Source organism: Halobacillus sp. SY10, from assembly GCF_045401165.1.
Classification (GTDB): Bacteria; Bacillota; Bacilli; order Bacillales; family Halobacillaceae; genus Halobacillus; species Halobacillus aidingensis.
This window is the reverse complement of the sequence record NZ_CP174345.1, coordinates 3,492,693-3,513,577: the sequence shown is the minus strand read 5'-3', so window position 1 is coordinate 3,513,577 and position 20,885 is coordinate 3,492,693. Positions and strand designations below refer to the sequence as shown.

The window sequence follows — 20,885 nt, the reverse complement described above, 5'->3', positions numbered from 1 at the left end:
TAAACATGAAAAGTAAACTATTATTTGTCATGCCATCCATGCATTGTGGTGGAGCAGAAAAGTCATTAATTTCATTGTTGGAAAGTCTGGATTACTCAAAGTATGATGTGGATTTACTATTATTTAAACGTGAAGGGACCTTTTTAAGTAAGGTACCTAGCGAAATAAATATATTGGAAGCACCACAAGATTACACCTATTTTGATATGCCCATAAAAAGAGCGTTACAAAGTTTCTTGAAGGAGAACAAATTCCACCTTATATTTCCCAGAATCCATGCGGGTTACTTGTTTAAAACTGAGAAAAATCGTGCTAGATGTGACCAGAAAGTTTGGCCGCACTTATCGAAGGCTTTAGGTACATTGGATAAAGAGTATGATGCAGCTATTGGTTATTTAGAACGTTCACCTATTTATTTTATTATTGAAAAGGTGAATGCTCATAAGAAAATTGGGTGGATTCATACCCATTATACTAATTCTGGAATGGATAAAATGATTGATCATCCGTACTTCAAGGAATTAGACCACATTGTCACTGTTTCCGATGAGTGCAAGAATTCATTAGCTTTACAGTTTAATCCATTATTATCTAAGATAACTGTTATTAACAACATTGTTTCCCCGGATATTATAAAAAAGATGGCAAGCGAATCATTTAAAGATTTGCAAATTAATAAATCAACTCTAAATATAGTAACTGTAGCAAGACTTTGTCATGTGAAGGGTATTGATTTAGCCATAGAAGCTTGTAAACGGTTAGTGGAAAAAGGGGTCAGTATCAAGTGGCACGTTATTGGTACAGGATCGATGGAGGAAAATGTAGAGTATGAAAAGATGGTAAAAGAATTGAATCTAGAGGACTCATTTGTCTTTTTAGGAATAAAAGAAAATCCGTATCCATACTTAAGAATGGCTGACATTTATGTTCAACCTTCAAGGTATGAAGGGAAATCTATTGCTATTGAGGAAGCTAAAATATTAGCAAAGCCTATCCTTATAACCAATTTTAACTCTTCCAGAGACCAAATTAAAAATGGTTATAATGGGATGGTGGTGGATGTGACAGGAAATGACATCGCTCAGGGGATATATAGATTGTTCAAAGATGAACAGTTAAGAGAAGAGTATATCAAGAATCTAAATAAAGAGAGTTTAGGTAACGAACGAGAAGTTGATAAATTATATCAAATATTAGCATGAGGGAAGGGCTTAAATATTTATTGAGCCTTTCTCTTTTTTTTTTACAGAAAGGAGTTTTATATGATTGCTCAATATGTAATGGCTTCATTTATATTATTGATTATCACAATTGTATTTATTGACATAATTCCAAAGTGTAGCGACTGGTATAAACGGATCCATATGGGGCGTTGTAAAACTCAATCACAGTGGAATCAATTAATCATTCATAAGAGTCTTCAATGGATAGGAAAAACCCCAAAAATCAAAGTCACGGACAATACTAGATTGATTTTTTTGGATATGCTGAAAGGAAATTATTCAAAGGATACTATTCAATACTGGCAGGAGGCTTCTCTTTTATTAGGGGTCGGTGAGTATATAAAAAATAGCAATGATCAAATAGCGAAAAAGAGTGTGAAAGATTTCCTGAAGTATAAATTCGATGAACAGGGACAATGGAGGGAAAGGCCACACAATATTGATGCAGCTATTTTGGCATACGCCCTCATGAAGTTAGACTTTATTGATTTCAAACAATATAAGTCTGCCCTGGACTATACCGAAAACTTAATTAAACAGCACATTGGTGAAGATGGAACAGTGAAATATAGAAAGAATATGGAGCAGTACCGGTACGTGGATACGATAGGTTTTATTTGTCCTTTCCTCGTAAAGTATGGAGCAGAATTTAATAAATCTGAATGTATTGAACTTTCCATAAAACAGATTGAACATTACGAACAATATGGAATGCTTCATAAAACCATGATTCCATTTCATGCCTATCACATAAAAAATAAGTTACCACTGGGTTTATGGGGCTGGGGAAGAGGAGCGGGTTGGTTTGCAATAGGTGTCATTGATACTTGGGCTGAATTACCAAACGGAAATGAATATAAATCGAGTTTAGAAAAAATTATCGTGAGGTTTGCTGATTCAATCTTACCTTATCAACAAAACAATGGAAGCTGGACATGGTCTTTATTGAGAAGTGAAGCCACATCAGACTCCTCGACAACCGCCACCTTTGCATGGTTTATGAAAAATGCTTCAAATATTAACGGGTCTTCCGAAGCTTATGTAAGTGCTTTGAATAAAGGCATGGAATATTTGAAGTTAGTGACCCGAAGAAATGGGGAGATCGACTTTTCTCAAGGGGATACAAAGGATTTGGGAGTCTATTCTAATCAATTTAATATCCTTCCTTTCACGCAAGGCTTTTGTGTTAGAACTTTGAATAAAGAAAAAGAGGTGAATATTCATGTTGAAAAAGCTATATAACTTTTTCTGTCTCAAGGTTAAGAAAGGCTCTTCTTCAAGAACTCTGGTTGGAAGATTATAAAAAATGGGGTTGAAGGTAGGTAAGAATAGTCAGATAGGACCTGGGGTTGTCATAGACTACTCGCATTGTTGGTTGATAGAAATAGGCGACAATGTATCGATAACTAATCAGGTAATGTTATTAGCACACGATGCTAGTACGAAAAGGCTGAAAGATTTTGAGTATACAAAGGTAGGAAGTATAAAGATAGAAGATAATGCCTTTATTGGAGTGAGATCCTTAATTATGCCTGGGGTAACGATTGGAAAAAACTCCATTGTAGCTGGAGGAAGTGTAGTCACCAAATCCGTGCCTCCAGACACCATCGTCGGTGGAATCCAAGCAAAAAAAATCGGAACGCTTGATCAATATGAAGAAAGCAGGAAGAAACATTTTATGAATACAAAGAAAATTTATGAAAAAGACTATACCATTTCGGGGAATATTGATCATGCTAAAAAAATCAAATGTTCGATGAATTAATTAACGATATCGGTTATGTGAAATGAAATCTATTTAAATTAGGAAAGGAGGAATGATATTGAAAATTACAGTGTTCACCCCTACCTATAACCGAGCTTATATCTTAGGCAAGCTTTATCATTCATTAGTAAGCCAGGCTTACAGAAACTTTGAATGGTTAATTATTGATGATGGTTCATCAGATCATACAGAGGATTTAGTTGAGAATTGGAAGAAAGAAGATAGGATCACTATTAGGTATTATAAGGTGGAGAATGGCGGAAAGCATAGAGCTATAAATAAAGCCACAGATTTAGCAAAGGGAGAATTATTTTTTATCGTAGATTCGTATGACACCCTTACTTCGAATGCTCTTCAAACTATTGTGGGTTGGGAAGAGAGCATCAGTGATAAAGAGGGATTTTGTGGTGTGTCAGGAAATAGAGGGAAAGAAATTAATAACTTAATTGGGGAGACATTTGATGGAGAGTTCGTTGATGCTACTTCCTTACAGAGAAATGATAAAAATATCAAGGGAGATAAAGCAGAGGTTTTTTATACGGGTATTCTTCGGAACTACAAATTCAAGGAATTTGAAGGGGAGAAGTTTTTAACCGAAGCTACTGTGTGGGAAAAGATGGCTCATGATGGCTATAAGATTAGATGGTTCAATGAAGTTATTTATCTTTGTAATTATTTAGAGGATGGATTAACTAGAAACCAAATAAAAATATTCTCAAGTAATCCTAAGGGAACAGCCTACTACATTCGGCAACAAATTAAGTTCTATAATTACAATTTAAAGGGAAGGTTAGCTAATTATAACCTTTATTATAGTTATGTGAAAGATACTTTAGGAATCAATAAAGCTGCAAAATTACTAGAAATTAAATCTCTTACATTACTATTAGCCGTTGGAATCTTTCAAACCAAAAATTATATTTGGACGAGGATAAAATGAGAATAAAACACTCACTTCTCAATATAGGGGCTGGACTAGGGAACCAACTTATTATCACACTATTGAGTTTTGTTTCCAGGACCGTTTTTATCACATACCTTGGGGTGGAATATTTAGGCTTAAATGGCTTATTCACTAGTATTTTAGCTATGCTCTCACTAGCAGAAGCGGGTATTGGTGCCAGTATTATGTATAGCTTATATAAACCTGTGGCTGAAGATGACAAAAATAAAATGAATGCCTTAATGAGGTTGTATCGTAATGCCTATCTAATTATAGCCGGAGTTGTACTGGTACTAGGCTTATCTTTATTACCTTTTCTTTCATTCATTGTTAGTGATACTAGTATAGATCATGTGCACATTATCTATCTTATTTTCCTATTAAATACAGTGGCTCCGTACCTTTACATGCACAAGAATTCATTTTTAAACGTTTGTCAAAAAGGCTATATAGTGACCGGAATTTATTCTGTATCTTCGATTTTAACAACAACATTGAAAATCGCTATTTTATATTACACTCAAAACTTTATTCTTTATTTACTCATTGAGAGTAGTATAACAATCATCACTAGCATTGTCTTAGCGTTAGTTGTTAATAAAATGTACCCATTTTTAAAAGATAAACCCGCAACAGATCTTGATCCTGAAACGAAAAAAGGTATTTTTAAGAATGTGAAAGCGATTGTTCTACAGAATATAGGTGCCTACCTCGTATTAGGGACTGATAATATTATTATTTCGTCATTTATAGGTCTTGCAGCTGTTGGCATTTACTCTAATTATAAAATGCTAATAGATATTAGCCGGACTTTTATAAACCAAATTTTCAACAATATCTATCATAGTGTAGGAAATTTAGTAGCCAATGAGAGCAAAGAAAAAATTTATTCGATTTACAAAGTGTACAGACTCATTAATTTCTGGATTTATTCTACATTCACAATAGCCATTTATATTATGCTGGAACCATTTATTACTCTTTGGATAGGGAGTGATTTTATTATGGATAAATCCGTTTTGCTTTTGCTAATGTTATTGTTTTACGAGAAAGGGATAAGAAATGCAATTACAACGGTAAAGACTACGTCAGGTATATTTCATCCGGATCGTTATGCTCCACTAATTCAGGCCGCTATAAATTTGACGTTGTCTATTACATTTGTTCAATTTTGGGGTATTGCTGGTGTGTTTTTGGGAACCTTAATAAGTTCTCTTGTCGTTCCTTTTTGGACAACCCCTTATTTAGTCTATAAGAAAGTTTTCAATCTTCATATCCTTAAATATTATTATGTGTATGGACTATATATTTTTATTGGTACAGGAGTCTACTTTATAACAAAATACTCTACAAGTTCTATTTCAGGTGATAGTTACTTTTCATTATTACTTAAAGGGTTCCTTTGTATAATTATACCGAGCCTGATTTACACGGTGATTTTTTGTAAGTCTGATGAGTTTAAGTATATATTTTCTATAAGTAAAAGGGTTTTCTATAAATTTAGAACAATTAAAGTTTCTCATACTACAAACCGTTTAGGATAAATACGAAGTAGTACAAACGTATCATCATGAAATTATAGAATATCCTTGCAATAAGTAGATAAATGTAGTACGTTCTATATAGAGAACAACCGAACTAGGAAAACAGTAAATTTAAAGGGTATCTATATTTTTTAATCTTTTGTTCTTTATAAAGAATATGAGTGGGGCGGGGTGATAACCATAAGTGCGATAGCAGGAATTTACCAACTGGATAGTTGTCATGATGAAGAAACATACTTTACTAATATGATGAAAAGTTTTGAAAAGTACCCGGCTGATGACATCGGTGTCTGGAGGAATACTAATGTTTTATTAGGTGTTCACGCACAGTGGATCACACCTGAAGCTATAAATGAACCTTTACCGTATTATGACTCCGAAAGGCAACTTACCATAACAGCTGATGCGATTATAGATAATCGGAAAGAGCTTTTTGACCAATTGCAAATAGCAAAGAAAAAGAGAGTATATATTCCAGACAGTCAGTTGATTCTGATGGCATATAGTAAATGGGGAGAAGAGTCCCCAAAATATTTAGTCGGTGAATTTGCTTATATGATATGGGATGAGAGAAATAATAAGTTGTTTGGTGCTCGAGATTTTTCAGGAAGCCGCACTCTCTATTACTATAAAGACCATTCGTTATTTTCCTTCTCTACAACTATACAATCTCTTCTAACCTTACCTGTGGTAGAGAAAAAATTAGATGAAAGATGGCTGGCTGAATATTTGGCCATACCAGGAATGAATGAGGCGGTGGATATGTCAATCACCCCATTTCATGAAATCTATCAACTTCAGCCCTCTCATAGTATTTCGGTCAAAAATAATGAAGTGAAGAGGACCAGGTATTGTACGGTCACTCCAGGAAAAACCTTAAATTATAAATCTGATCAAGATTATATTGAAGCTTTTCAAAGTGTATTCGGGAGGGCCGTTAATGACCGTTTAAGAACCCATAAAAATGTTGGAGCTCACTTGAGTGGAGGTTTAGATTCAGGAGCTGTAGCAAGTTTCGCCTCTAACTCTTTGAAAAAAAAAGACGGGAAATTATACACCTTCAGTCATGTACCTCCTGAAGATTTTGAAGATTGGACACCGAGTAATAGGGCGGCAGATGAGAGGCCTTACATTTATTCGACTGTAAACCACCTTGGTAATGTATCTGATTGCTACTTAGATTTTGGTGGTGTATCTCCGCTTGATGAAATAGATGAATGGTTAGATATCATGGAAATGCCTTACAAATTTTTCGGAACATCCAATTGGATTAAAGGGATATATGAAGAAGCTCATTCAAGAAATATAGGAATCTTATTAAACGGTGGAAGAGGCAATTTAAGCGTTTCATGGGGGACAACCATTAATTATTACGCATCGTTGTTAAGAAAAATGAAGTTATTAAGATTACTTTCAGAGTTGGATGCTTACAGTAAAATTACACAAGGAAATAGAATGCGTTTATTACCTTTATTGAGTCGGATGGCTTTTCCTAGCATAAATAAGCTATTACTTTCAGATCAGGTTTATAACTTTCCTGAGTTAATAAGTCCTGATTTAGCAAAAAGAACAAATGTCTATCACTCCTTAAATAAGCATGGTATAAAAACTACAAAAAGCAAATACAACCTGACAGATATTAAAGTCAGAAACCAGCACTTTAAGGAAATGTTTTCATGGAATGCGACCGGCACTCTGGGCACCAAACTTTCTCTTCGACATTCGCTTTGGAAAAGAGATCCTACAAATGACTTGCGGGTAATCGAATTCTGTTTATCTTTGCCTGAAGATCAGTTTGTTAAAGATGGTATGGATAGAGCGCTAATTAGAAACGGTACAAAACAATACTTACCAGATAAGGTTAGGCTTAATAATCGGGTAAGGGGAGCGCAGGGGGTGGAATTTATTCATAGGATGAAACCTTATTGGAATTCTTTTCTTGAAGAAGTAGAAACCATTTCTAGAGATTCACTTTCACCATCTTTCTTTAATATTCCACAACTTGATGCCTCTCTACTATCTATTAAAAATCAAGGTCCAAATCCTGAATTAGCGTTAGACCCAGATTTCTGGATATTAATGAGAGGCGTTATTTCATATCGGTTTATCAAAAAGTTCAATTGAAAGGGGGTGAATCATATGAAGAAGGAATGGAGTACACCGGAATTGTCAACTTTGGATGTAGATCAAACAATGGCTAGTGGTGCATGGGGTGAATTTGATGAAGGCTACAACGAAAACTTAGAGCACGACGGTCAGACTGGTTATCATCACGTATCCTAATCAAGTACTTAGAGAGAGTCTAAAATTCCTTGGTTAGGAATTTTAGACTCTAATATATTCCAAGATTCATTCAGTGGTGAAGAGGTGGAGTATGAGAAAAAATTCCAAAAAAGGTTACCATGTTTTTGGCTTACATGTAATTAGTGAGATGTCATTACCTGAAGTTCCTAAAATAAACTTGTCTAATACTTATGCTGATGTAACTATTAGACAAGTAAACTTAGAAGATCAATGGGAAAAGATCTCTGGCAAAGGCAAGTCCTTTTATATAGAAGAGAATTTATGCATGTTTAAAGTTACAGAAGTGTGTGTTTGCCTCATTAGAAATGGCAATGAAATATTATTCACTCCTCTTCCGGGTTCTGTTATAAGCCATGTTCGGTTGTATATTTTAGGAAGTTGCATGGGCATCATCCTCATGCAAAGAAGAATCCTCCCTCTACACGGCAGCGCCATTTCCATCGACGGAAAAGCCTATGCTATCGTTGGGGACTCAGGAGCAGGAAAATCAACCTTAGCCTCAGCCTTCCTAAAACGAGGATATAAATTACTAAGCGATGATGTCATCCCCGTCTCATTTTCCGATCAAGGAGTTCCGATGGTGACACCAGCGTATCCGCAACAAAAGCTATGGCAGGAAAGCATGGATCACTTTGGGTGGCAATCAAAGGAGTTCGAACCAATCATTGATCGCGAAACGAAGTTCAAAGTTCCAGTCGTCGATCAATTCGAAGAACGTCAGCTGCCTTTAGCAGGGATCATTGAATTAACAAAAACAGATGACGAACAGATTCATATTGAACCAATAAAGGATTTATTTCGCTTCAGTACGTTATTCAAGCATACGTATCGGAATTTTATTATTCGACGTGCCGGGCTGATGGATTGGCATTTTAATACATCAACAAAGATCTTGCCCCATGTGGATATGTTTCACATGAGGAGACCAGTTTCACAATTTACAGCCAATGAATTAGTAGACAAAGTTCTACAGGCCATTGGTAAGGAGGAATTTGTAGTATGAGCCAATCGGTAGCTTTAGTACAAATTGTTCAGCAGAAAGAAGGACATATTGTGAGTGATATGGATGGGGAGCGTGTGATGCTCAGTATTGAAAATGGGAAGTATTATAATTTAGGTGAGCTTGGCGGGGAGATATGGGACAAGATTGAACAACCGAAACATGTAAGTGAATTGATTGATGATTTGCTTGAAGTCTATGAAGTGGAACGGGATGTTTGTGAAGAGCAGGTTCAAGCATTTCTTGAGCACCTCCGTGATGAGAATTTAATAGAAGTGAAGGAATAGACTTCAGAAGAACAGTCTTGGAAAGGAATTAAGCTCATGAGGAAGTTGATGACTTTTTTGACCTTGAGTATGGAATCAAAAAGATTGTTGTTGGAGTCTTTTTTTTATTTAGGTTGGGCGAGAATTCAAAAGCGCCGTCCATTTTCAAATTTAGCTCCTTCATTAGGGAAACATATGCAGGAAACAGGGGTAGACGATGAATGTACAGATCGCAGAATAGTGGCGAAAGTTTCTCAGGCCATTCAAATCATGAGTAAATACACGTTCTGGGAAAGTCGTTGCCTTGTTCAGGCTCTTGCTGCAAAGAAGATGCTTGAAAAAAGAGAGGTTGGAAATACTCTTTACTTCGGGACGGCAAAAGAGGATAACGGTGAGATGGTTGCTCATGCCTGGTTGAGAAGCGGTCCTTATATTGTTACTGGAGCTAAAGGAATGGAGAGGTTTACTGTTGTCAGTACCTTTGCGGATCCTGTAGGAGGTGAATCACATGAGCAAAACTACAGACCTTCAATTAGCGAACGTACCTAAAGAGCTTCAATTGATTCTCCAATTGCTGAAATCAGATAAACAAAAAGATATTAATGCACTTTCAAAAAGTTCGTTTGAGGACATCGACTGGAAATTGTTTATCAAACAATCGTTACATCACCGTGTATACCCGTTGCTCTATTCCAAAGTAAAAATGGTCGAAAGCGGACGTATTCCCAGGTTTGTCGAAGAAAAACTTTGTTTTGAATATAAGCGGAATACCTTTCAAATGTTGCAATTGAGTGGAGAGATGGAACGAATGAGTCGTTTGTTTTCATCAAATGAAATTCGGTTGCTTTTTTTGAAAGGCCCTATGCTATCACATGAACTTTACGGGGATGTTTCATTGAGGACTTCGGGTGATTTGGATGTGATGATTTCGATTGAAGATCTTCAGAAAGCTGAACATCTACTAGCAAGTCACGGATATCAAAAAGATGATTACATCGAATCCGTGTTAGAAGATTGGAAGTGGAGGCATCATCATGTGACCTACTATCATCCCCGGAAGAAAGTGAAAATCGAGCTGCATTGGCGTTTGAATCCCGGTCCTTGCAAAGAGCCAGGATTTGAACACTTATGGAAGCGAAAAGAGGTTAGCTCGATTTCAAAAACCCCTATCTACATTCTGGGGAAAGAGGATTTATTTTTGTTCTTAGCTGCACATGGAGCGAGGCATGGGTGGTCCAGGTTACGATGGTTGTTAGATATAGACCGTTTGGTGGATCAGTCCATTGATTGGAAGAACCTTAAGCGATTATTGATTCACAATCACTTCCACCTCGCTGGAGCTCAAGCTCTTTACTTATCTTCCGTCCTTTTGGAAACTCCTGTTCCATTGGAAATGCCAGTTACTAAAAGGTCACGTGTTTTGGCACAACAAGCGATATTCTATTTAGAGTCTATGATCAACCTCCACTCAGAGCCTTTGCCGCAAGAGGTTGCAGACTATCATAAACGTCATTTATTTTCTCTGATGTCATGGAATCAAAAGTTCTTTTTTATCCTGAGCTTTTTGTATCCTTATCCCGAGGATGCCGAGCTTTTGCCATTGCCTAAAAGACTTCACTTTTTATATTTTCCTCTACGCCCTTTTCTGTGGGGGTGGAGAAAGACTAGAAAGCACGCAATCACATAGGGGGACGCAAAGTTATGAAGCATGTCCTTTACTTTTTGAAAGAGATTCATAGTTATTCAGGAAAAGTCTTATATATCAATTTGTTTGCTATGACCGTAATCGGGCTCCTGGAAGGGATCGGAATCCTATTGCTTGTCCCTTTAATTAGCTTGAGTGGAATTGTGGATTTAGGCACTCAGGGATTGCCTTTCATGGAGGCTTTTCAGTTCGTTGAGCAAATTCCGCCTGAAATCGGGCTTCCATCGATTCTTTTATTTTATGTAGGAATTGTCATTGCTCAAAACTTACTTCAACGGAGGATTACAGTAAGAAATGCAGTCATTCATCAAGGATTTATGAGGCATTTACGAATGAATACGTATGATTCGCTCCTTCACGCGAAGTGGCAGTTTTATTTGAACAAGAGAAAGTCAGATTTAGTAAATATTATGACCGGGGAAATTGCCCGTGCAGCTAGTGGTACACAGTCTTTTTTACAGTTTGCAGCATCATTAGTTTTCACTTTTATCCAAGTTGGTCTCGCTTTTGTTCTGTCTCCAAACATTACGACCTTCGTCATTACATGCGGATTTATTCTTATCCTTTTTAATCGGAAGTTCTTAAAAAGGTCGCTTGAGTTAGGTAATCGTAGTTATAGTCTGAATCGAAGGTATCTTTCTGGCGTAACTGATCAGATGAATGGAATGAAAGACTTAAAGAGCAATACACTGGAAGAGTCCAGAGGCCATTGGCATGCCACGATTACAAAAGGGATGCAGGATGAGCAGATTGAATACACAAAATTGAAAGCTACATCAAGGCTCTATTACAAAATTGCTTCGTCTATTCTGATTGCGGCTTTTATATTCATTGCCATTCAATTATTCAATGCTCAAGCAGGTCAGTTGATGCTGGTCATCGTAATCTTTTCTAGGTTATGGCCGCGTGTCACGGGAATCCAAGCGTCTATGGAACAAATTGCAAAAGTAATACCCTCTCTAGAGGCTGTGAACAAAGTAAGGCATGAAAGTGAACACGACCGTGAGTTTATGGAAGGAAGTCAATGGAATGCCCCCTTGAAAGTTAATGACGCCATCGAATGTCGGAATCTTTCTTTTCAATATAAAAAGGAAAGTCGTTATGCTCTGAAGAATATTAATATGACCATTCCATCTCAGCAGATGACGGCTGTTGTCGGACGTTCTGGGGCAGGGAAGAGCACACTGATTGATATGTTGATGGGGTTGAATCATCCAGATCAAGGAGAAGTCCTTATCGATGGGGATTCAATATCAGAAGAGAAAATTCGTTCTCTGCGAAAAGCCATCAGTTATGTTCCTCAAGATCCTTTTCTTTTCAATGAGAGTATCCGTGACAATTTGCTGTTAGTGGATCCAGAAGCGAGTGAAGAGGCAATATGGGAAGCTCTAGAATTTTCATCCGCAGCAGAATTCGTGCGTAAGCTCCCTCAAGGACTCGATACGCTTATAGGCGATCGTGGAATCAAGCTGTCTGGAGGAGAAAGGCAGCGCTTAGTGTTAGCCCGCGCAATTCTGAGAAAACCTTCTATTCTAATTTTAGATGAAGCCACAAGCGCGTTGGATTCAGAAAACGAGAAGAAAATCCAAGAAGCGATTGAACAACTGAAAGGAAGAATGACAATCATAGTGATTGCTCATCGCCTCTCAACCATCCGGAATGCTGACCAGGTCATTGTACTGGAAGAAGGAAAAGTGGTTCAAAAAGGAGATTTTCAGCAATTGGCTAAAGATAAGAAAAATGTCTTCAGTCATTTGTTGAACCATCAAATGAAAGTGGTTCATTAAAAATTTTAATTTGGTGTTCGTTATTAAGAATAAGGAGAGATAAACATGACAAAACAATACAAGGCTCCAGAAGTGATCGATCATCGGCCAATTAAATTTGAAACAGCGCAGAGTTGGAATCCTGGAAAAGGCAACCTGGATCATCCTGGAAAGGGTAATAATGGAGTCAACTTTCCACCAGGTAATCCGAATCCAACTCCAGGTGGAGCAGGAGCCCCAGGAAGAGGCAAAGGTAAGGGATAACTAGGAAGGAAGTCTTCAAATGATGAGAGAAAACTGGATAAGAATGGGTCCTCATAAAGCGAAAGTAAGTTTTGAAGAGGATTGGGTAAGGGGAGAACTGCTAAAAGGTTTTATTCCATCATTCCCAGATTCTAAATATGAACCTGATCTTATAATCGTCATCGTTTCTGGATTTGGAACTTCTTTTAAAAATTATGAGGTAGGTATTTCAGAAACTAAAAGAGCCTACATTTATGAAAGAGCTGATTACAGGATTGTGGTTGATAAAAACTATAAATCATCCGTTTTGTATATTCATGACGCGTTGAGCCTTAAACATGCGCTGATGAATCTATATAGTGCTTTTATCGTAAATGAAGGAGCGGGTGTACTTTTTCATTCTTCCTGTGTTCAAGAACAGGAAAGGGCATTTCTTTTCACTGGAAATTCTGGAGCGGGAAAATCAACAGCCGCTAAATTATCTGCACCAAGGAATATACTGGCTGATGAAGCAACCATTATCCATGTTAAACAGGATGATATTATCGCTTATCCATCCCCTTTCCGGAGTGAAATCCCTATGGGGATAGAACATACATGTTTAAAGGTAGGCGGCATTCAGTCCCTGCATCAATCTTTAACAAACAACAAAGTTTTAATGGAGTCATCAGAAGCTATCGTCCATTTGATGGATAAAATCTTCTATTGGCCGGCAACACCAGAGGATCATAAGAAAGCTCTCCAATTATTAAAAACTATTGTAGAACAAGTCCCCATCTATCATTTATATTTTAGAGAAGACTCTACGTTTTGGGAGTTGATTTCATGAAAACCATATTTAAACGGAAGGCACAGCATGAAATAGTAAAAATGGAAAAGGAGTGGATCGTACTAGATTTAGAAGCATACACGATCACGACTTTGAATGAAGTAGGGAGTTTTTGCTGGTCTTTACTACATGAGGAGAAATCTTTGGAAGGGATTGTAGAAGAAGTAGCTCTACAATATCAAGTGAAACCACAAAATGTTGAATATGACGTTACCCTTTTTCTTAGAAAATTAGACAACTGTGGATTAATTGAACATGTCTGTTGATTCCTCCAATCACTCCTTGCTCATAAAGGTTCTACAAATGAGGGGAACGATCGACATGCCTGCTACTGGTACAAGTATGTTTCCATTCATTCGTGAAGGTGAGGTTTGCCGATTTGTTTCCATGGATCGGGAAAATGTTAAAAGAGGAGATATCCTGCTTTATCAATCGAACCAGGGGCAGTTGATTGCTCATCGTTTGATTCATAAGGCTGGTGATTTGTATCAATGCAAAGGTGATTCAAATCTTGGAAATGACGACTGGGTGTCCTCAGGTCAGCTTATTGGAAAAATGGTATACGTGAGTAAGAATCATAAAATTATTCACCTTAACGGCTTAATAGGAAAGGCATGGGCCTGGTTTATCCTTACGTTCCCATTGATTTCTAAAGTATTACGAAGGTTCTTACTATTGAAAACCTATCAGAAAGTGAAGCGATGAGTATGTTGAATTTCAAAGGTTGGACATCCTATTTTTCATTTTATGATATTAAGCGTACGTTCTTCTTATTAGCTCCTTATATTAAAAGGCACAAAGCTCCTTATATATGGTTATTTGTTTTAATGTTCGTAGACATTGCACTTGTTATCGCTTTAGCATGGTTTTTCGGAAACATCATAGATTCGGCGATCCAAAGTGATTTCAGTCGTCTTCGAACAATGATATTTGCAGGGATTGGAATTTCAGTAGTAAGTATGAGTGTGAATTTTATTGATACTTTATTTGAAACGAAGGCCTTGAATGCGGTGAAAAGAGATTTGAATGTAGACCTATACAGCCATGTCTTAAAAATGAATGGAAAAGATTTTTCTCATTATCACTCAGGTGAGTTGATGTCTCATTTTACGAATGACCTTCACCAAATTGACGGAGTCATAGGTAGAGGATTGATCAATCTTGTTCGACTTCCCTTAATTGCCTGTGCCGCTCTTATTTATATTATTCACATTAACTGGACTCTCTCTTTGCTGGTACTTTTAGTTGCTCCTTTTGCTGTCCTGGGAGGGATTTTATTTGGCTTTTTATTAAAAAATAATAGCCGTAAGATTCATGGATTGATTAGTGGAATCACAAAAACCTTGAACGAAACGTTTCAAGGAATGACGGTTATCCGTTCATTCACTTTGGAGCAGTTGTTTTTGAAGAATTACAAAAAGAAGAATGATAATTTGTACGACCTTGAAATGAAAGATGCTAAGTTGCGGGGGTGGTTCTACACGGGAGGAGAAGCGGTAGGAACCATCACATTTTTAGTGAGTGTACTTGTGGGAGCATTTTTTGTGACGGATCAAGTTTTGACGGTTGGTGCATTACTCACATTCATCAATTTGGTGAACCATTTAGTTTATCCTATGACAGGGCTTGCCGGCCAGTGGGCGGGTTATCAACGCTCTGCTTCAGCATTGGAACGAGTCCTTCACCTGCTTGATCGGGCACAAGAAACTTCCGGAACTGCCAAACCTTTGATAAGCCATTCACCCCATCATCCTATTTCTTTTCATAATGTTGTCTTCAGTTATGATGGGAAGTCAAACGTAATTAGAGATATGAATCTTGATTTACCTATGGGAAAGTTGACAGCCATTGTAGGGCCCAGCGGTGCGGGTAAGTCCACGATGTTTCAGCTTCTTCAAGGATTCTATAAGCCGACATCAGGATCCATACATCTTAATGGATTATCTATTGATCAAATGAATCTAGCAGAATGGAGACAATTGATCGCCTATGTTCCCCAGGAATCCTTCCTATTTAGTGGGTCTTTAAAGGAGAATCTAATATACGCCCGTCCCGATGTAACACAAACTGAAATGATTCAGGCGGCTAAAGCTGCGAATATACATGATTTCATAGAGTCATTACCCAAAGGTTATGATACAGAAATAGGCGAGCGAGGAATTAAACTCTCTGGTGGACAAAAACAAAGAGTTGCCATTGCTCGAGCTTTCTTGAAGGATGCACCTCTTCTTCTTTTAGATGAAGCTACATCGTCATTGGACCATGAAACTGAGTTTTTGGTTAAAGAAGCTCTTGATCGTTTAATGGTGGGGAGAACTACGCTGGTCATTGCCCACCGATTGTCTACGATAAGACATGCTGATCACATGGTTGTCTTGGACAAAGGAGAAGTAGTCCAGCAAGGAAATCATGAGCAATTGATTGCTGAGGACGGGTTGTATCGGAATTTGTATGAGAAACAGTTTTTCGTAAAAGAGGGGCATGCATTGAAAGTTCATGCATAAGGAGGGGCAAGGGTGTGATCTACACATTCATTAATCAAATTTATTCAAATAGTACTTTTCGTATGTTGGATTATCATATCTTAATCGAAGAGGTTGAGAAGGACGGAGTATCCCCTCAAATCTATGCGATGTTGGCTCAACAGGGGAGGTTGGAAGAAACCCCTCTTTTCTTTCAAAAGCGTTTACTAGAGAAGGTAAATAATACCCGGTATTCATCTGTTTTTATTAAATGTGAAACAAATCGAATCCTTAACCACTGTGAAAAACTTAAATATGAGGTTATTCCATTGAAGGGTGTTTATTTTGCCGAAGACTATTTTGGCGATTTCACACACCGAACCACGAGTGATATTGACATTTTGGTGAGAAAAGAAAGAGTGGCTGATCTCATTCAGTTAGTGAAAGAGTTAGGTTTTGTAGAGGAAGAATCCTATATAGCCGGTCATTTCCATCGCTCTTTCAGCAAACCTTTGCCTCACTCAGAGATACCTTTGACGGTTGAGCTTCACTGGGGATTGATGAGGCCTGATACTTCTTCGGTAGATATAGAGTACTTATGGTCTCAAGCTGAACCATTTAAAGGTTATGCCAATGTAAAAAAGCTCTCTCATACACATACCTTTTATTTTATGTGCCTTCATGCTTGGAGACACAACCTCGACTCAATAAAACATGACTTGGATGTTATTCAGACTATGAAACATATGCCGGGTAGTGTCGAAGAGGTATTATATTTAGCCGAACGTCATCAAACCTATAAACGAATTTCGCGGACGTTATCTATTTTATATGACCGCTATCCTTTTCTTCGTGAAAAATATCCTTTTCCACAGATTAAGGTTCCTTGGTTTAAGAAAATCGAGAAATATAATTGGAGTAAACCGCTGATCTTTTTCGATTATCAAGTGTTAAGTTATGATACGTTTAAACACCGAATGAAAGAAACAAGGAGACTGTTCTTCTCACGTGATAGTGATCTATATTGTTGGTTGAAACTAAGAATAATCAAGAGGAGATTGGCCATTTTATATGGATGGCATAAGCAGCTGGTACGCAATATGATTGAGATCATTAAGTTTTAGGTCCGGAGGGAATGACGAGTGAAAAAAATGATCATCTTATTTATACTAGCTATTATTCTATTCATCATTTTAGTCATTCCTTACACCATTTGGGATAACAAGAGGGTTAAAGTAGTGGAAGAAGCAGTCGTTGTAGAAGGGTTATCAGATGGGCTTCATAATTTTAAGATATTACAGGTGTCCGATCTTCATGAAAAGTCCTTTGGTAAGAATCAGGAAAAACTAATTGATACAATAAATTCTTTGGATTATGATCTTATACTCTTTACTGGAGACATGATGGATGGCGTAAACAGTGAAAACACAGCCCCTTATTTTACACTTATTGAAGGGGTTAAAAATAAAGAATATGCCTACTATGTTGCTGGTAATACAGATCCTTCCAATTATGAGGTGGATCCAGACCAATTGGTAAAAAGTAACTTCATTAAAGAGATGGAAAAACTTAGGGTTAAACTTCTGGAATCTATAGAAGTGATTGAATACCAAGGTGAACGACTTAACCTTCTTGACTTCGAGCTTTCTGTTTTGAAGCCTGAGAATGGTTTTGTTGTCGCTAATGGTAGAGTAAAACCTGAACATTCCAAAACAGAAGCGTATATACAGTACCATAGCGGATTATTACAAGAATTTAGTAGATTGAATGGCGAGGGTACTACGATAGCAGTCAATCACTATCCAGTCTCTGATCCTCGGATTGATCAATTGAAAAAGACGACTTATTATAATTTCAGAGACTACGATCTCATCATAGCTGGTCACTATCATGGAGGGCAAATCCGCCTTCCTTTCATAGGAGCGCTTTTTGTCCCAGAGCCCTGGTATGAAAATGGTGGATTCATGCCTCCAAGAGAGCGGGTGAAAGGTCTTTGGGAATACCGCGGCACGAAACAATATGTAAGTGCCGGGTTAGGGAGCAGCAATGCTATAGGCTTCTTGAACTTTCGTTTATTCAACACTCCAGAAGTTAATATGATTACCTTGAAAAAAGAGTCGTAATCTTCTTTACAAGATTATATAATGGGTATAGATTTCTTAAAAGATGGAGTGAAATGAAAGATGAGTCGTTCTAGCAAACATAAGAAGAAAAAAGGGCGATGGTGGAAGATTTCGCTTGTTTTACTAGTGTTTCTATTAGTACCAGTAGGTGTTTACGCTTACTCTGTATATAGTGGAGCTAAAAACACAGTGGATTCGAAAATGCATCAACAAGTCGCTTCGATTGATCATGAACTGACGGAGAAAAAACGTAAGGAACAAGAACCGCTTAACATTTTACTGATGGGTGTCGATGAAAGAGCCGGAGATTCGGGGCGTTCCGATGCTTTGATGGTATTGTCTGTTGATCCAAACGACAATCGCAGTCAAATCATTAGCATTCCTCGTGACACACGTACGGAGATGGTGGGCGATTCTTCTCATTCGGGCAAACAGGATAAAATTAATCATGCTTACGCCTTTGGTGGAGCAGATATGGCTATCCAGACTGTCGAGAACTTCCTTGATATCAACCTGGACTATTATGTCCAAGTGAACATGGAAGGTTTGGAAGAAATGGTGGATGCCGTTGGAGGCATTACCATCCAAAACGATATCGAATGGTATGGGAAGGATAACTTCCATTATAAAAAAGGTGAATTGACTATGGATGGTGATGAAGCCCTCGGCTATGTCCGTATGCGGTACGATGATCCCCAGGGCGATCTCGGACGTAATGAGCGCCAGCGTAAAGTCATCCAGGGAATCGTTGATAAAGGGATGAATGTCGGATCCATTAATAAAATTGGTAATGTGATGGACGTTCTTGGTAAAAATGTTTCTACTAATATGGACTTCAGTACGATGCAGGATTTGATGAAGAACTATAGTGGGGCGAGAGAAAATTTGTCTACTTACCAGATGACGGGTACAGGCACTAAAATTAATGGAATTTATTATTTAGAAGTGCCGGACCAGGAAGTAGAAGATGTTCGAGAAATGATTCTTGACTACAATTCGTAAGCTACTCTTTTATAGGGTAGCTTTTTTGGGGCGGAATTTGCTGGGAAGTGGCGAGATTGAATTATTACCTGGGAAATATACGTCGGATTTTGCGAAATAATCTAAAGTAAGTTTATATGGAATTGTCCATACTGTTTGCTAAAGAGGTGATGGTATGGAAGAATATGAAGGGAACTTTTTCAAAGGGCTTTTATGGGCCATTCTTCTTTCTCCTCCGATTTGGGGAATGATTGGCGTGATTGTATATTTCACTTGGTAGGAAGAGAAGTCTTCTCCAGTTAATATCGAAGGACTCAGCAGCTTTAGTCAAAAAGAGAGACCTCCAACGTGGAGGTCTCTCTTAGTGTTATACCAATATAAACCAGAGAATCGAAGTGACAATAATGGCTGTCAGTCCTTGCAGTAGAGTACCCATCGTTTGAGCCTTGTAGGCTTGTGTGATGGACATCCCACTGAATTCCTTTACGACCCAGAAATAGCTGTCGTTAACGTGAGAGACGACCATGGCACCAGCACCGACCGCCATGACGACGAGCGCCAGCGGCACAGCTCCTTCGATGCCGATTTGCGGAAGAAGAGGTGCGATCAAAGTTGATGTGATGACAATGGCTGCTGTAGACGATCCCTGTGCACTCTTTAATGCTGCAGCGATGATGAATGGGATGAAGATAAATACAGCACCGACAGCTACTTCATTTCCTGCGATTCCTTTAATGAGATCAGCGATGCTTGTGGAGCTGATGACAGAACCGAAAGCTCCACCTGCTCCTGTAATCAACAGGATAGGAGCGGCTTCCTTAATTCCGATTCCTACCCATTGGGTAAGTGTTTCTTCATCATATTTTGGAAGAAGAGTGAAAGCGAATAAGACGCCAACCAGAAGAGCGACAACAGGTGAACCTAGGAATAGGAAAAAGGAAAAAACAGGACCTTCCCATCCAGCAAAAGTGATGACAGAGCTGAATCCAATTAGAAGAATCGGAACTAAGATAGGAGCAAATGATTTAGTGGCCGAAGGCATATCCCCAAAACTGCTGACGACCTCGTCGTAATCATAGAGGGTATCTTCTTCACTTTGATCAATGTGAATTTTAGAACCGGCTTTGACCGCCCAAAGGTAACCCACCAAGATGGCAGGAATCGCGACGATAACACCAAATAAAATGACCGTTCCTAGATAATTTTGGGCACCGATATTTCCTGCAGCTGCGATTGGTCCAGGTGTAGGCGGCACTAAAGTGTGCGTGGCGAACAGACCTGTAGATAAGGCAATCGCCATAGATGCAACGGTAACCTTCGTTTTGTTTGCAAGCGCTTTCTTTAAAGAGGATAAAATAACATACCCTGAATCACAGAACACTGGGATACTGACAATACTGCCGATGGCGCTCATCGCGAGCTGAGGTCTTTTTTCTCCGACGATTCTTAAAACGACTTCCGCCATGCGTAAAGCAGCGCCCGATTTTTCTAATATGACACCGATGATCGTACCAAATACGATGACGAGTCCGATGCCTCCCATCAATCCTCCGAACCCGCCATTGACGGCCTCTACGACATCTCCAAGTGGTATACCGGCTAAAATTCCGATAGCGAAAGCAGAAATCAAGAGGGAGAGGAAAGGGTGGAGATTGAATTTTGCCGTGGCTACAATGACAAATAAAACACCGAGTAAAATAATAAGTACTAGTCCGAAACCATCCATATACT

At 38.2% G+C, this 20,885-nt stretch carries 21 protein-coding genes; 20 read left to right on the top strand and 1 reads right to left on the bottom strand.

The genetic code is table 11. The features are described from left to right. Nucleotides 1–5: 5 nt before the first annotated feature. The 20 genes from ACJA3J_RS17950 (at nucleotide 6) to ACJA3J_RS17855 (ending at nucleotide 19,175) form a co-directional block, all read left to right on the top strand. A complete protein-coding gene (locus ACJA3J_RS17950) occupies nucleotides 6–1,202 on the top strand; it encodes a glycosyltransferase (protein WP_406944828.1) in 1,197 nt (398 codons plus the stop codon). Between the two features lie 60 nt (nucleotides 1,203–1,262). After that, on the top strand, nucleotides 1,263–2,465 hold the full coding sequence (locus ACJA3J_RS17945) for a glycoside hydrolase family 88 protein (protein WP_406944827.1): 1,203 nt from the start codon (nucleotides 1,263–1,265) through the stop codon (nucleotides 2,463–2,465). 64 nt (nucleotides 2,466–2,529) lie between these two features. Next, nucleotides 2,530–2,988: an acyltransferase gene (locus ACJA3J_RS17940; RefSeq protein WP_406944826.1), complete on the top strand. Its 459-nt coding sequence runs from the start codon at nucleotides 2,530–2,532 to the stop codon at nucleotides 2,986–2,988. A 58-nt stretch (nucleotides 2,989–3,046) separates the two neighbouring features. Then, nucleotides 3,047–3,928 carry a glycosyltransferase family 2 protein gene (locus ACJA3J_RS17935; protein ID WP_406944825.1) on the top strand — a complete coding sequence of 294 codons (882 nt, stop codon included), beginning with the start codon at nucleotides 3,047–3,049 and terminating at the stop codon, nucleotides 3,926–3,928. Continuing rightward, nucleotides 3,925–5,475: a lipopolysaccharide biosynthesis protein gene (locus ACJA3J_RS17930; protein ID WP_406944824.1), complete on the top strand. Its 1,551-nt coding sequence runs from the start codon at nucleotides 3,925–3,927 to the stop codon at nucleotides 5,473–5,475. The genes ACJA3J_RS17935 and ACJA3J_RS17930 overlap by 4 nt, the downstream gene beginning before the upstream one ends. Before the next feature lie 180 nt (nucleotides 5,476–5,655). Then, nucleotides 5,656–7,599, top strand: a complete 1,944-nt coding sequence (locus ACJA3J_RS17925; RefSeq protein WP_406946316.1) for an asparagine synthase-related protein — start codon at nucleotides 5,656–5,658, stop codon at nucleotides 7,597–7,599. A gap of 15 nt (nucleotides 7,600–7,614) precedes the next feature. Further along, the gene (locus ACJA3J_RS17920) at nucleotides 7,615–7,758 is read left to right on the top strand and encodes a paeninodin family lasso peptide (RefSeq protein ID WP_406944823.1); all 144 of its coding nucleotides are present in this window, start codon (nucleotides 7,615–7,617) and stop codon (nucleotides 7,756–7,758) included. Between the two features lie 91 nt (nucleotides 7,759–7,849). Continuing rightward, nucleotides 7,850–8,782, top strand: coding sequence for an aldolase (locus ACJA3J_RS17915; RefSeq protein ID WP_406944822.1), 933 nt, complete (start codon nucleotides 7,850–7,852; stop codon nucleotides 8,780–8,782). Then, nucleotides 8,779–9,066, top strand: a complete 288-nt coding sequence (locus ACJA3J_RS17910) for a lasso peptide biosynthesis PqqD family chaperone (RefSeq protein ID WP_406944821.1) — start codon at nucleotides 8,779–8,781, stop codon at nucleotides 9,064–9,066. The genes ACJA3J_RS17915 and ACJA3J_RS17910 overlap by 4 nt, the downstream gene beginning before the upstream one ends. A 27-nt stretch (nucleotides 9,067–9,093) precedes the next feature. Then, on the top strand, nucleotides 9,094–9,594 hold the full coding sequence (locus ACJA3J_RS17905) for a lasso peptide biosynthesis B2 protein (RefSeq protein ID WP_406946315.1): 501 nt from the start codon (nucleotides 9,094–9,096) through the stop codon (nucleotides 9,592–9,594). Beyond that, nucleotides 9,554–10,732, top strand: coding sequence for a nucleotidyltransferase family protein (locus tag ACJA3J_RS17900; protein WP_406944820.1), 1,179 nt, complete (start codon nucleotides 9,554–9,556; stop codon nucleotides 10,730–10,732). The genes ACJA3J_RS17905 and ACJA3J_RS17900 overlap by 41 nt, the downstream gene beginning before the upstream one ends. A 14-nt stretch (nucleotides 10,733–10,746) precedes the next feature. Continuing rightward, the gene (locus tag ACJA3J_RS17895; RefSeq protein ID WP_406944819.1) at nucleotides 10,747–12,537 is read left to right on the top strand and encodes an ABC transporter ATP-binding protein; all 1,791 of its coding nucleotides are present in this window, start codon (nucleotides 10,747–10,749) and stop codon (nucleotides 12,535–12,537) included. A 45-nt stretch (nucleotides 12,538–12,582) separates the two neighbouring features. Next, the gene (locus ACJA3J_RS17890) at nucleotides 12,583–12,780 is read left to right on the top strand and encodes a hypothetical protein (RefSeq protein WP_406944818.1); all 198 of its coding nucleotides are present in this window, start codon (nucleotides 12,583–12,585) and stop codon (nucleotides 12,778–12,780) included. 19 nt (nucleotides 12,781–12,799) lie between these two features. Further along, nucleotides 12,800–13,588, top strand: coding sequence for a hypothetical protein (locus ACJA3J_RS17885; RefSeq protein ID WP_406944817.1), 789 nt, complete (start codon nucleotides 12,800–12,802; stop codon nucleotides 13,586–13,588). After that, nucleotides 13,585–13,854, top strand: a complete 270-nt coding sequence (locus tag ACJA3J_RS17880; protein ID WP_406944816.1) for a PqqD family protein — start codon at nucleotides 13,585–13,587, stop codon at nucleotides 13,852–13,854. The genes ACJA3J_RS17885 and ACJA3J_RS17880 overlap by 4 nt, the downstream gene beginning before the upstream one ends. Beyond that, entirely contained in the window at nucleotides 13,844–14,293 is a 450-nt protein-coding gene (locus ACJA3J_RS17875; RefSeq protein ID WP_406944815.1) for a signal peptidase I, read from the top strand. Before ACJA3J_RS17880 ends, ACJA3J_RS17875 begins: the two co-directional genes overlap by 11 nt. After that, nucleotides 14,290–16,092 (top strand): ABC transporter ATP-binding protein, encoded by a 1,803-nt coding sequence (locus ACJA3J_RS17870; RefSeq protein WP_406944814.1) that lies wholly within the window; start codon nucleotides 14,290–14,292, stop codon nucleotides 16,090–16,092. The genes ACJA3J_RS17875 and ACJA3J_RS17870 overlap by 4 nt, the downstream gene beginning before the upstream one ends. 14 nt (nucleotides 16,093–16,106) lie before the next feature. Continuing rightward, a complete protein-coding gene (locus ACJA3J_RS17865; protein ID WP_406944813.1) occupies nucleotides 16,107–17,174 on the top strand; it encodes a nucleotidyltransferase family protein in 1,068 nt (355 codons plus the stop codon). Nucleotides 17,175–17,201: 27 nt separating this feature from the next. Then, entirely contained in the window at nucleotides 17,202–18,173 is a 972-nt protein-coding gene (locus ACJA3J_RS17860) for a metallophosphoesterase (protein ID WP_406946314.1), read from the top strand. A 60-nt stretch (nucleotides 18,174–18,233) separates the two neighbouring features. Beyond that, the gene (locus ACJA3J_RS17855) at nucleotides 18,234–19,175 is read left to right on the top strand and encodes an LCP family protein (protein WP_406944812.1); all 942 of its coding nucleotides are present in this window, start codon (nucleotides 18,234–18,236) and stop codon (nucleotides 19,173–19,175) included. A gap of 346 nt (nucleotides 19,176–19,521) precedes the next feature. Here ACJA3J_RS17855 and ACJA3J_RS17850 read toward each other — a convergent pair whose 3' ends face one another. Further along, nucleotides 19,522–20,880 carry a GntP family permease gene (locus tag ACJA3J_RS17850; RefSeq protein ID WP_406944811.1) on the bottom strand — a complete coding sequence of 453 codons (1,359 nt, stop codon included), beginning with the start codon at nucleotides 20,878–20,880 and terminating at the stop codon, nucleotides 19,522–19,524. Nucleotides 20,881–20,885 lie beyond the last annotated feature (5 nt).